The organism is Janthinobacterium longum, assembly GCF_051380735.1.
Lineage (GTDB): Bacteria > Pseudomonadota > Gammaproteobacteria > Burkholderiales > Burkholderiaceae_D > Janthinobacterium.
The window spans coordinates 65156-77140 of sequence record NZ_JBNYXQ010000004.1; the positions used below are offsets into that span (position 1 = coordinate 65156).

The following is an 11985-nucleotide window of genomic DNA, read 5'->3' on the forward strand; positions in this document are numbered from 1 at the left end:
TCCAATGAAGCGGCCGCTCTCGCGGTCGTTAATTGAACAACAATATTATTCAGATCCTAGCCTGGCAAGCCTACACCCATATTCATCAGTCTGCTCTGCACTTGCACTACGGTTGCAAACGCTCCATGCTCCAGGCGCCGTCGGCGCCACGGGTAAACACGATGCGGTCGTGGAAGCGCGAGCGGCGGCCCTGCCAGAATTCGATGCGCTCCGGCTGCAGGCGGTAGCCCCCCCAGTGTTCGGGCCGCGCCGGGGTGTCGCCGGCCACGGCCGCCACGGCGTCATAATGGGCTTCAAGTTCGGCGCGGCTGGCAATCGGCGCGCTTTGCTGCGAGGCGATGGCCGACAGGCGGCTCAGCAAGGGACGCACATTGAAATATTCATCGCTCTCGGCCGCCGAAGTTTTCACCACTGTGCCTTCGATGCGTACTTGCCGTTCCAGTTCGCGCCAGAAAAACAGCAGTGCTGCGTGCGGGTTGTGCGCCAGTTGCTGGCCTTTTTCGCTGTTGTAATTGGTGTACCAGGTAAAGCCGCGCTGATCGAATTGCTTGATCAGCACGATGCGCGAGGTGGGCTTGCCTTCAGCACTGACCGTGGACAGGCTCATGGCGTTCGGCTCGCTGACCTGGGCTTTGAGCGCCTCGTCGAACCATTTTTCAAATTGCGCGATCGGGTCGCGCAATACTTGCTCTTCGGACAGCAGCGATTGCACATAGTCGATGCGCATGGCGGCCAGGGTGGCGGCGTCGTGCACTGGAACCGGCTGGTCGGAACCGGTAACGGGGGCGGACAGAGGGGGTGTCATGATGTGCTCTCGTAGTGGACAGTGTTGGGGCGTGGCGACAGTGGTGGGCCGTCGCCGGGTCTGGTCAGCCATTTTAGAATATCTGTCAGCGCCGCGTCCGTTAAAATGGCGCCATGCATACCTCCAACCATGAACTTATTTCCGCGGACTTGACCGAGATCGATTTTGAGCGGCGCTTCGGCGGCATTGCCCGCCTGTATGGCGCGCCGGCACTGGCGCGCTTTCGCGCCGCCCATGTGTGTGTGATCGGCGTGGGCGGCGTCGGGTCCTGGATCGTCGAGGCACTGGCCCGCAGCGCCGTTGGTCATTTGACCCTGATCGACCTCGATAACGTGGCCGAGTCGAATATCAACCGCCAGATTCAGGCCATGAGCGACACCATCGGCAAGGCCAAGATCACGGCCCTGGCCGAACGCATCAGCCTGATCAACCCGTTTTGCCGGGTCACGCAGGTCGAAGACTTCATCGCGCCTGATAACCTGGAGCAATTGCTGGGCGGCCAGCACTTTGATTACCTGGTCGACGCTATCGACAATGCCCGCTCGAAGGCGGCGCTGATCGCCTATTGCCGTGGCCGCAAGCTGCCGATGCTGACCATTGGCAGCGCTGGCGGGCAGACGGACCCGACCCTGATTGCCGTGCGCGACCTGGCAAAAACGGAACAGGAACCGCTGCTCAAGCGCGTGCGCAAGCATTTGCGCACCGACTACGGTTTTCCGCGTGGCGTGAAAAACAAATTCAATGTCGACGCCGTGTTTTCGATGGAGCCATTGACGACCCCTGACACCGGTGAAGCCTGCGAGATCGGTGACACCGCCGCCGGCGTGACCGGCCTGAACTGCGCCGGCTTCGGCTCCAGCGTGGTGGTCACAGCCAGCTTCGGCATGGTGGCGGCCGCACATGCGCTCAAAAGCCTGCGCCAGCCACCGGCCGAGGTCTTGCCCGACGCGGCCTGATTGAACCGGCGTGGCCGCGCTGACAAGTTTTTCATGGCGCTTGCACAGTTTGCTATTATTGTCGCGCATCCTGCCCATCCAACACGGCAGGGTCTGACTGAAATCTCATTGAAACTCAAGGAAAGTAACCATCATGACGCGTAGCTCCGTATTGTTTGCCCTGATCTGCTCCGTCGCCGCGTCGCTGGCGCAGGCGCAAGTCCCCGCTCCCGTACCGGCGTCGGCCGTATCGATGAGCCCAGGCCCTGCGGCCGACAAGCTGATCATTATCGACAACAAGGTAGGCACCGGCAAGGAAGCGGCAGCCGGCAATACTGTCAGCGTGCATTACACGGGCTGGCTGTACCGTCCGCTGGCGAAAAACTCGCGCGGCAAGCAGTTCGACAGCTCGGTCGGCCGTGGCCCGTTTGACTTCCCGCTGGGCAAGGGCATGGTCATCAAGGGGTGGGACCAGGGCGTGGCTGGCATGAAAGTGGGCGGCAAGCGCACCCTGATCATTCCTGGCGAACTCGCTTATGGCCCGCGCGGCGCCGGCAATGGCGACATTCCACCGAACTCGGCACTGATCTTCGATGTCGAACTGCTGGATGTGAAGTAATAATTGTTTGACAGCAACGCCCTCGCGCGTTGCTGTCAAAGGCGGTAGACTGGGGCTTCCTGCAACCGTGGAGGTTCCCCCATGAATATCGCCAACGACGTCACCGAACTGATCGGCAATACACCGCTGGTGCGCATCAACCGCATCGCCGCCGGCAGTGTGGCCACCATTCTGGCCAAACTCGAATTCTACAATCCCGCCCACAGCGTCAAGGACCGTATCGGCCTGGCCATGGTCGCGGCCGCCGAAAGTGCCGGCCTGATCCACGCTGACACCGTCATCGTCGAGCCCACCAGCGGCAATACCGGCATCGCGCTGGCGATGGTTTGTGCCGCGCGCGGCTATCGCTGCACCCTGGTCATGCCGGACACCATGAGCCGCGAACGGCGTATCCTGCTTCGCGCGTATGGCGCCGAACTGGTATTGACACCAGGCAGCGAAGGCATGCTGGGGGCGATCCGCAAGGCCGAGGAAATGGTCGCCGCCGATGCGCGCTACCTGATGCTTCAGCAATTCAATAACCCGGCCAATCCCGCCATCCACCGCCAGACCACGGCCGAGGAAATCTGGCGCGATACCGATGGCCAGGTCGATATCGTGATTGCCGGCGTCGGCACCGGCGGCACCATCACCGGCATCGGCGAAGTGCTCAAGGAGCGCAAGAGCGGCGTGCAGATTATCGTGGTAGAACCCGATGCGTCGCCAATGCTGTCGAAAGGCACCAAAGGTCCACACCCGATCCAGGGCATCGGCGCCGGCTTCGTGCCGCAGATATTGAATACCGCCATCTACGACGAAGTCATCTGCGTCAAGAGCGACGACGCCTTCGCCACCGCGCGCCTGGCCGCCAGCGATGAGGGCCTGCTGGTCGGCATTTCTTCCGGCGCCGCCCTGTGGGCCGCCTTGCAAGTGGCAAAACGCCCGGAAAACGCCGGCAAGACCATCGTCACGATTATCCCGTCGTTTGGCGAGCGCTACCTGAGTACGGCGCTGTATGCGGGGCTGGGCGACTAAGGCTTTCCCATCAACATGCGCAGGTTGGCCGCTTCATTGCGCCGTCTGCCACGGGTTGATGACATTCAGCCCGGCAGCCTCAAAAGGACTGGTGTCGCGCGTAGCAACGGTGAAGCCGTTGGCGAGGGCGACGGCCGCAATGAAGGCATCGGCCGTTTCGACCACCAGGCCGGCAGCACGGGACTTGGCCAGCAGTTCGGCATAAGCCGTCGTGCAAGCCATATCGAACGACAGAACCCGATTGGCGAACATCGGCAGCAGGCGCTTTTCCAAGTTCTCCAGCAGACCGTCCCGGCGCTTGCCGGCAGGCATCAACGCTATACCGGCACGCAACTCGGCGACCGTGATCGCGGTCAGATACAGCGTTTCCAGCGCTTGTTCATCAAGCCAATCAAGAACGCGCGCATTGGGTGACTGCCGCTGCGTCTCCGAAATCACATTCGTATCGAGCAAAATCATTCGAAGCTCGCAGCCCTGGCCGTGGCCTTGATGCGCCCGCTTTCAAACAGGGCGTGTTCTTCATCTGTCAGGCCGCCAGTCTCGCGGGCGATGGACGCCAGGAACGAGCCTAGTTTCACGCGGCCCTCGGGTTTTGCTGCTCGCTCCAAAATAAAGCGGATTTCAGCTTCGGTGCTGCGGCCATTCTGGGCGGCCTGGATCCGGATGGCACGATGCACCTCATCGGGCAGATTTCTGACATTCACGTTTGCCATTTGGTATATCTCCGAAATTAGATATCAATGCACCCATTGTATAGTAATGATACCAGGTGAGTGTTATCAAACATTTCCATCTACCGGCCGTTGCGGTCTATTTACAAGCTTGGCAGTTTGATGTGGCCTTTCATGAACTGGCGTGCGCCACCGCGTGCCTGGCCGCCAGCCGATTAAGGCTTTTCCATCAATATGCGCAGGTTGGCCGCTTCGGCCAGCGCGCGGTTGCCGGCGTCGCCCGGGTGCAGATGGTCGCCCGAGTCGTAGGCCGGCAGCAGGCGCAGCGGGTGGGCCGGATCGCGCAGCACGGCATCGGCATCCAGCACCGCGTCAAAGCTGCCGCTGCTCCTGATCCACGCATTGAGGCGCTGGCGCAGGTCATCCTTGCCTGCATCGTGATAGTCGGCCAGCGGCGTGCCCGGCAGTGCGCCTTCAAACGGCGTTAGTGTAGCGACTATCACGCGCACGCCCCGGCTGCGCGCCTGCGCGGTCAGCTGGCGATAGCCGGCAGCCAGTTCTTCCAGGGTGGGCCGCTGGCCATGCGCGTCAAAAGCCGTCCCGGGCCAACTGATGTCATTGATACCCAATGCCACGATCACCGTGCGCACGCCCGGCTGGCCCAGCACGTCGCGCTCGAAGCGCGCCAGCGCATTGCTGCCCATGCCGTCGGCCAGCAGTCGGGCGCCGGAAATACCCGCATTGATGACAGCCACGCCATGCGGCGCCAGCCGTTCGGCCAGCGCATCGGGCCAGCGCGTATCGCGCCCCAGGCTGGCGCCGGCGCCATCGGTAATCGAGTCGCCGATTACTGCCACCGCTTGCGCGGCCGTAGTCGTCTCTACTTCAATACTGCTGAGCAGTAACCGCGCGGTGGTGGTGAGTGATCGTGTCGGGTCGATCTTGCTGGTGCCGCTTTGGTCGCCCTGCGCGATCCACGCCGTCTCGCGGCCATCCCAGTGAAAGGTTGTGCTCGCCGTGTCCTGTGGCAAATGGATGCTGACCGTCAGGCGCGTCAGGTCGGGCACGGTGAGCGCGACCGGGTCGCTGACCAGCGGCGCACCCGGCGCGATGGTGGCGCCACTGTGACCGCCAAAGGTCATGGCGCGCAAGCTGCCCGACACGATGGCCGATCCACCGGCGGACAGGCCCACCGTGGCCGCACCGATGTGCAGCGGCGTGCCGCCATGGGCATTCGACAGCACGATGCGCAGGCGTGTGCCGCCTACGCTGAGGCGTGCCACCTGCCGTACGGTCTGGTCGTGCAGGCGGGCCGGCACATTGGACGGCAGGACGAAATCTGGCGTCCAGACCGCTTGCGGGCTGGCGCTCCAGCTGGCCAGCCAGGCAGTGTCGGCGGCAGCGGCGGGCAGCGATATGCAGGCGGCAAGGAACAGGGAAAGCAAACGGGGCAGTGTCATCATGGCGAAGGCGTCAAAGGTGGAAAGGCCCGATGATGGGCGCATACGCATTCATGTACTAGACTATGTGAACGAAGAACATTTATGAGTTGAATTCACATGGGAAGACTCGACGTCAACCGTTCGGGCGAGCTGGAAGTATTCGTGCGCGTGATTGAACTGGGCGGTTTTTCGGCGGCCGCGCGCGCCTGCGGCATGACGCCGTCGGCTGTCAGCAAACTCGTCTCGCGCCTCGAGCAGCGCCTGGGCGCGCGCCTGCTGAACCGCTCCACGCGCCAGTTGCAGCTGACGGCAGAAGGCTGCGGCCTGTATGAGCGTGGCGTGCGGGTGCTGGCGGCGCTGGACGAGGCCGAACGCTGCGCCGGCGTGCACGACACGCCGCGCGGGCGCGTGCGCATCAATGCGAATGTACCGTTCGGCCACCATTTTCTGCTGCCTTTGGTGCCGGTCTTTCTGGTGCGCTATCCCGCCGTCACGCTCGACATCGTGCTGACCGACGCCGTGGTTGATATCCTCGAGCAGCGCACCGACGTGGCCGTGCGCGCCGGCCCCCTGAAAAGCTCGAACCTGATGGCGCGCAAGCTGGGCCAGACTCGCATGGTGATCGTCGCCTCGCCGGCCTATCTGGCGCGCTGCGGCATGCCGGCCACGCCAGGCGAACTGGCCGGCCATAACCTGCTCGATGCGAACTACGCGCGCGCCAGGCCCGGCTGGCCGCTGCGCCACGATGGCGGCGAGCTGATCGTGCCGGTGCTGGGCAATGTGCAGGCCAGCGATGGTGAGGCCTTGCGCCAGCTGGCGCTGGCCGGTGTCGGCCTGGCGCGCCTGGCGGCCTTCCAGGTGCGCGACGACCTGGCCGCCGGCCGCCTGCAGGCGGTGCTGGAAGAGTGCAATCCGGGCGACAGCGAAGAAGTGCACGCCGTGTATGTGGGGCAAGGCGGCCATGTACCGCTGCGCGTGCGCGCCGTACTTGATTTCCTGGCCGAGAATGTCAGCTTGTCGCCCAGATAGCCGCCAGCATCGTGTTGCTGCGCAGTACAATACGGCACAGGCCGCATTGGTGCGGCCCGTCACCTGTCATGAATGGAAATATGTTCCTGGTAAAACCTGAACGCCGCCGCCTGTTGCAGCTCGCTGCCACCGTGGTGGTCATTGCGCTGGGCCTGGCCTCGCGTGTCTTTCCCCAGTGGCTACCCGACGCGCTCGGAAAATATCCGGGCGACGTCCTGTGGGCCATGATGATCGTGTTTGCGCTGGGCTTTTTTGCCACCCGCATGCGTACCTGGCAGCTGGCGCTGTGGGCCTTGCTGGTGTGCTTTGCAGTCGAGTTCAGCCAGCTGTACCAGGCGCCGTGGATCGTCGGCATCCGCGCCCATGCGCTGGGTCACCTGGTGCTCGGTTCGTTCTTCGGCTGGGTCGACCTGATCGCCTACACGGCCGGGGTGGCCGTGGCGGGTATCATCGATAACGTCGTCCTGTTCAAACGACGCTAAGCCTTACTTCACATTGCCTTCCGCGTCGCGCACTTCCACCGGCGCCAGTTTCAGCTTGGACAGTTGCGGCGCGATCTTGGCCTGGTCACCGACGCCGATCACGATCAGCTTTTCAGGCTGCAGGTATTTCTTCGCCACCTGCTGCACCTGCTTGCCTGTCACGCTGGCAAAGCGCTGTGGCAGCACGGTGTAGTAGTCCAGCCCCAGGTTGTAGACATAGGTATTGGCCATGCTTGCGCTGACGCTGGCGTTGGTGTCGAACTGGCCCGGCAAGGAGAGCACCTGCGAATTGCGCGCGTTCGACAGTTCCCTGGCGCTCAGTGGCCTGGCGATCATGGCGCGCAATTCCTTCACCGTTTCCGATACTGCGGGGCCGGTAACGTCGGTGCGCACGCTGGCGGCGATAGCGAACGGGCCAGGCAGGCTGCGGTACTGGAACTGCGAGCGCACGCCGTAGGTATAGCCCTTTTCTTCGCGCAAGTTCGTGTTCAGGCGGCTGGTAAACAAGCCGCCCAGGGCCGCGTTCATCACTTGCAGCGGCGCGTAATCGGGCGTCTTGCGGTCGACCGCGATATTCGACAGGCGCAGCGCAGTTTGCGGCGCGCCCGGCTTGTCGACCAAAATCAGCCTGGCCTTGCTGGTGGCAGGCGTGGCCGCCACCGACGGCGCCACCTCGCCGGCTTTCCAGGCGCCGAACTTGGCTTCGGCCAGCGCCTTCAGTTCGCTTTCCGTGATATCGCCCGAGACGATCAGCGCCGCATTGTTCGGCACATAATGCTGCTGCCAGAAACGCTGCAGGTCGGCGCGGGTAGTCGCTTTCAGAGCCGCTTCCGTGCCCAGCTGGATGTAGCCGTAAGGGTGGCCCGGGCCGTACAGGGCGGCCGCTTCCACGCGGGCGGCAACAAAGCCGGCGTTTTCGCGCTGCTGCGCCAGGTTGCCGATGCGGCTGGCGCGCTGGCGTTCCACTTCCTCCTGCGGGAATTGCGGGTGCTGCACCACGTCGGCCAGCAGGTCCAGTGCCTGCGGGAAAGTGCTTTTCAATGAGGTCATCTGCGCGAACGAACTGTCGGCGCCGGAGCCGGTGCCCAGGAATGCCCCCAGTTGCGCCACTTCATCGGCGATCTGCGGCGCGCTGCGCGTGGCCGTGCCTTCCTGCAGCAATTGCGCCGTAAAGCTCGACAGGCCGGGCTGGGCCAGCGGATTGGCACCCGAGCCACTCTTGATCACCAGCTGGCTGGCCACCAGCGGCACGGCCGGGTTGTAATTGTGGATCACGGTCAGGCCATTGGCCAGGGTGAACGATTTACCTTGCGGCAGCTTGATCGCCGGAGCAGGGCCGGCAGCAGGCACCTTGTTGCGCCATGGCTCGTCGGCATTGATGGCCGTGCCAGGTGCGGCCTTGACCTTGCCTGGTGCTGGTGTCGCCACTTCCGGGCCCAGGTCCGGTTTGCCGGGCACGCCGTAGACCACCACGCGCGCCTGGTTTTTCAGGTAGGTGTCGACCGCGCGCTGCACGCCGGCCACCGTCACCTGGCGGTAGCGTTCGATATCTTTCGCCAGGTAGCCTGGGTCGCCCGTGTACTGGTTGTATTCGTTGAGCAAGTTGGCCACGCCGTGGCCACCGACTTTTTCGACCTGGCTCAGCATCATGGTTTCGATGCCGTTGCGGGCGCGCTCGATTTCTTTCTCGGTCGGGCCTTGCGCGCGCAGCTTTTCCAGTTCCGCGTTCAGCGCCTGCTCGATTTCCTCGGGCTTGTGGCCGGGGCGGGCGGTGGCGTCGATGGTGAACATCGAGGTCAAAGCGGCCGAACCCTGGTCGGCGCCCACGTCCTGGGCGATCTGCTTGTCATACACCAGGGATTTATACAGGCGGCTCGATTTGCCGCCGGCCAGGATTTGCGCGGCAATTTTCAGTTCCGCATCGTCTTTGGTATAGGCCGGGGGTGTCAGCCAGCCGAAATATACTCGCGGCAATTCGACGCGATCTTGCACCACCACCCGGCGTTCCTGCGTGATCGGCGGGGTGACGACGTGCGGTTTTTCCACCGCCGGACCGCTCTTGAAGCTGCCGAAGTATTTGTTGACCAGCTCCTTGGTTTTCGCCTTGTCGATATCGCCGGCGATTACCAGGCTGGCATTGTTCGGACCATAGTATTTGGTAAAGAATTCCTTGATATCGTCCAGCTTCGCATTCTGGATATCGGCGTGCGAGCCGATCACGCTGGCGTAGTACGGGTGGTTCTTCGGAAACAGCTGATGGAACAGCGCTTCCTGCACGATGCCGTAGGGGGCGTTTTCCACGCTCTGGCGGCGCTCGTTGCGTACCACGTCCTGCTGGTTGGTCAGCGCCGTCTGGTCCAGCACGTCGAGCAGATAGCCCATGCGGTCGGAATGGGTCCACAGCGCCAGTTCCAGTTGGTTCGACGGCACGGTGTCGAAATAATTGGTGCGGTCGAAATCGGTGCTGCCGTTCGAATCGGTGGCGCCCGCGCCTTCCAGCAACTGGTCGGCCAGGCCGCGCGGCACGTGCTTGGTGGCGGCGAACATCATGTGTTCGAACAAATGGGCAAAACCGGTCAGGCCCGGCGCTTCATTGGCCGGCCCCACGTGGTACCAGATATTGACGGCGGTAACGGGCAGCTTGTGGTCTTCGACCAGGATCACTTCCAGGCCGTTGGGCAGTGTGTATTTTTCGTAGGCAATGTTCGGCACGGCGGTGGCGCCGGCCGGTGCCGCTACGGCAGCTTCGGCCGCATGGGCAGGCGTGAGCGGGGCGCCGTACAGCGACAGCATCAGGGCAGGTATGGCCAGCAGTTTGATCGGTTTCATGCATGCTTCCAGTGAGAGGGATAAAAAGTTCAGGATCAGCGCCACAGCAGCGCCGCGCCCGCCAGCACCAGCAGGGCGCAGGCCAGCGAGACGATGGCGGCCGCAGCCAGCAAGCGCCATTCGCGCGGCGCAAACCAGCGTGTTTCGACAGGTTTCGGCGTGACTGGCGTTGCCAGCGGCGGCAAGCCGCCCGCCGCGCAGGCTTGCGCCGCCAGCGCCTGGGTGGCCGCGTCCAGCATGGCCAACTGGCGCTCGATGGTCTCGGCCAGCACCGCTTCGTTCAGTGCCACGAGGGCAAAGATCGGGTCGTCGGTGTCGATTTTGATGCCGGTCTTGTCAAACACATGACTGCGCAGTTTATGCTGGTCCACTACCATTGCACCTTGTCGAGTTGTTCAAAAATATCGCGGTAGACCACCTTGATACGCTGTTTTTCCATGATGTTGAATTTGTCGTTCTGCAGTACTTCCTGCATCGTCAGGCGCGCCGTATTCATTTTTTTCACATCGGCGCCAAAGGTATCCGGATTGCGTTGCGACAGGGTAATGCTGCCCTTGACGCGCGCGCGATGCTCGGCATACGACAGTGACTCGATGAATTGCTTGCCCGAGGCCGATTGCAGCAGGCCGAAGTGCTCGTTCTGCCACAGCACCAGCGGCACGCGGGTTGCCTGCGCCGTGGCAACAAAGCCGGTGGCCGTGTCGTGCAGGGTGTCGCCGCCGCCAACGATGGTGTGGATATACACCTTGCGGCCCGATTCTTCCAGCAGCGCGAAGCAGTCGTTTTCCAGCAGATAGCCCATCAGCGGGGAAAAGGTATTGGCGCCGTTGTCGATTACGCAGTTGCCATCCTCTTCCAGGATGTCGATCATCAGCGCGTCAAAACGCTTCGGGTCGATCATGCGCCCTTCCGTCATTACCGGCACATGCTTGACGTTCATCGCCTTGTAGCGCGAGAAGGTGGCGTTTTCCTGGTCGGTATCGTAGCAGCGCAGCGGGGTGCCGTCCTTGCCGCCCATCCATTGCGCCAGCAGGGTCGACACCAGCGTCTTGCCGATGCCGCCTTTGCCCTGCAGGATGAAATGTACCGTGTTTTGCATTGCGACTACTCCAAGTGATTGCGTCTGTAACTACTGAAAAAGGTGAACCAGGGTCAATGACAGAGCGCCGCGCCGCTGTCTGGCGCTGGCCGGGCCACCAGGCCATCGTCCGGCACGGCCAGGTATTGCCAGCTGTAGCCGGCTTCGTGCAGCCGCAGCCGCAGCACGCCATGGCTGCTGTTGTCGCGCACTTCGCTGTGCGGCATGAAATAAAAGAACGGTGTCAGGAAGGCGCCGCCGGTGCCGATCACGAACTGGCGCAGGCCCCGTTGCTGGTCGACATTGCCGCTGGCGTCTTGCGGTGCGAAGCGTTCGTAATCGTGGTCGTGGCCCGACAGCACCAGTTCGGCACCTGCCTCGTGCAGCGCCTGCCAGGCCGGCTGCATGGTCTTGGGTGCGCGGTGGCCGCCCGAGCTGTACAAAGGCGCATGCCAGTAGGCCAGCGTGCAGCGCGTGGGGTGGCGCGCCAGGTCGTCCTTCAGCCAGGCCAGCTGTTCGGCCAGCCGCGCGGCCGGCAAATGGCTGTTGAGCGATATGACATGCCAGCTGCCGAGGGTAAAACTGTAATAGTCGGGCCGGCCGAAGTAATCGAAATAGCCGCTGGCCGCCTTCGAGCCATAGTATTCATGGTTGCCGGGCGTGGGGTAGGTGCGTTCCTTGAAGCGGCCCCAGGTGGGGGCATAGCAATCGCGAAATTCCGCCGCCAAGCCCACCGGATAGGTATGGTCGCCCAGGCTCAGCACGGCCGCTTCCGGCTTGTCGGCCAGTTCGCCGGCGATCAGTTCCGCCGTCAGCGCGGCCCCCGTATATTGCCAGCCGCGCTGGCGGCAATCGGCGATATCGCCGGCCGCATACACGGTGTAGGCCGGGCCATCAAGGTAGGCGTGCGCCAACGGAGCAGTGTACGGCGTGCCGCTGCAAGCGGACAGCAACGGCAGCAGGGACAGGCAGGCGATCAACGGCGAAGACAGGGTCATGGGCGGGGCGGTGGCTGGAGATGATTGAGAATAGTTGTTTTTGCTTGCGCAGGCAACCGCCGACAAGGTACCGCGCAGACAGC

At 63.1% G+C, this 11985-nt stretch carries 13 protein-coding genes; 5 read left to right on the forward strand and 8 right to left on the reverse strand.

Annotated elements, in window-relative coordinates:
- Window positions 1-106 precede the first annotated feature (106 nt).
- Window positions 107-805 carry a pyridoxamine 5'-phosphate oxidase gene (gene pdxH, locus ACQ4WM_RS13055; RefSeq protein WP_436547100.1) on the reverse strand — a complete coding sequence of 233 codons (699 nt, stop codon included), beginning with the start codon at window positions 803-805 and terminating at the stop codon, window positions 107-109.
- A gap of 113 nt (window positions 806-918) precedes the next feature.
- Here pdxH and tcdA point away from each other — a divergent pair, with 113 nt between their 5' ends.
- The 3 genes from tcdA to cysK all read left to right on the forward strand — a co-directional run bounded on the left by tcdA (window position 919) and on the right by cysK (window position 3373).
- On the forward strand, window positions 919-1761 hold the full coding sequence (gene tcdA, locus ACQ4WM_RS13060) for a tRNA cyclic N6-threonylcarbamoyladenosine(37) synthase TcdA (protein WP_436547101.1): 843 nt from the start codon (window positions 919-921) through the stop codon (window positions 1759-1761).
- A gap of 133 nt (window positions 1762-1894) precedes the next feature.
- On the forward strand, window positions 1895-2359 hold the full coding sequence (locus ACQ4WM_RS13065) for an FKBP-type peptidyl-prolyl cis-trans isomerase (RefSeq protein ID WP_436547102.1): 465 nt from the start codon (window positions 1895-1897) through the stop codon (window positions 2357-2359).
- Window positions 2360-2440: 81 nt separating this feature from the next.
- On the forward strand, window positions 2441-3373 hold the full coding sequence (gene cysK / locus ACQ4WM_RS13070) for a cysteine synthase A (RefSeq protein ID WP_436547103.1): 933 nt from the start codon (window positions 2441-2443) through the stop codon (window positions 3371-3373).
- Between the two features lie 33 nt (window positions 3374-3406).
- Here cysK and ACQ4WM_RS13075 read toward each other — a convergent pair whose 3' ends face one another.
- The 3 genes from ACQ4WM_RS13075 to ACQ4WM_RS13085 all read right to left on the reverse strand — a co-directional run bounded on the left by ACQ4WM_RS13075 (window position 3407) and on the right by ACQ4WM_RS13085 (window position 5549).
- Window positions 3407-3832, reverse strand: coding sequence for a type II toxin-antitoxin system VapC family toxin (locus tag ACQ4WM_RS13075; protein WP_436547104.1), 426 nt, complete (start codon window positions 3830-3832; stop codon window positions 3407-3409).
- On the reverse strand, window positions 3829-4086 hold the full coding sequence (locus tag ACQ4WM_RS13080) for a FitA-like ribbon-helix-helix domain-containing protein (RefSeq protein WP_436547105.1): 258 nt from the start codon (window positions 4084-4086) through the stop codon (window positions 3829-3831). Before ACQ4WM_RS13080 ends, ACQ4WM_RS13075 begins: the two co-directional genes overlap by 4 nt.
- Window positions 4087-4259: 173 nt before the next feature.
- On the reverse strand, window positions 4260-5549 hold the full coding sequence (locus ACQ4WM_RS13085; protein WP_436547106.1) for an SGNH/GDSL hydrolase family protein: 1290 nt from the start codon (window positions 5547-5549) through the stop codon (window positions 4260-4262).
- 54 nt (window positions 5550-5603) lie between these two features.
- Here ACQ4WM_RS13085 and ACQ4WM_RS13090 point away from each other — a divergent pair, with 54 nt between their 5' ends.
- Window positions 5604-6515, forward strand: coding sequence for a LysR family transcriptional regulator (locus ACQ4WM_RS13090; RefSeq protein WP_436547107.1), 912 nt, complete (start codon window positions 5604-5606; stop codon window positions 6513-6515).
- Window positions 6516-6595: 80 nt separating this feature from the next.
- Window positions 6596-6997: a ribosomal maturation YjgA family protein gene (locus ACQ4WM_RS13095; RefSeq protein ID WP_436547108.1), complete on the forward strand. Its 402-nt coding sequence runs from the start codon at window positions 6596-6598 to the stop codon at window positions 6995-6997.
- A 3-nt stretch (window positions 6998-7000) separates the two neighbouring features.
- Here ACQ4WM_RS13095 and ACQ4WM_RS13100 read toward each other — a convergent pair whose 3' ends face one another.
- From ACQ4WM_RS13100 to ACQ4WM_RS13115, 4 genes are read right to left on the reverse strand one after another with little or no spacing between them, the layout of a single operon-like run.
- Window positions 7001-9826, reverse strand: a complete 2826-nt coding sequence (locus ACQ4WM_RS13100; protein ID WP_436547109.1) for a M16 family metallopeptidase — start codon at window positions 9824-9826, stop codon at window positions 7001-7003.
- Between the two features lie 35 nt (window positions 9827-9861).
- Complete coding sequence (traM, locus tag ACQ4WM_RS13105) at window positions 9862-10197, reverse strand: conjugal transfer transcriptional regulator TraM (protein WP_436547110.1); 336 nt, start codon at window positions 10195-10197, stop codon at window positions 9862-9864.
- Window positions 10197-10925, reverse strand: coding sequence for a P-loop NTPase family protein (locus ACQ4WM_RS13110; RefSeq protein ID WP_436547111.1), 729 nt, complete (start codon window positions 10923-10925; stop codon window positions 10197-10199). Before ACQ4WM_RS13110 ends, traM begins: the two co-directional genes overlap by 1 nt.
- A 53-nt stretch (window positions 10926-10978) precedes the next feature.
- Window positions 10979-11902, reverse strand: coding sequence for a metallophosphoesterase family protein (locus ACQ4WM_RS13115; protein ID WP_436547112.1), 924 nt, complete (start codon window positions 11900-11902; stop codon window positions 10979-10981).
- Window positions 11903-11985 lie beyond the last annotated feature (83 nt).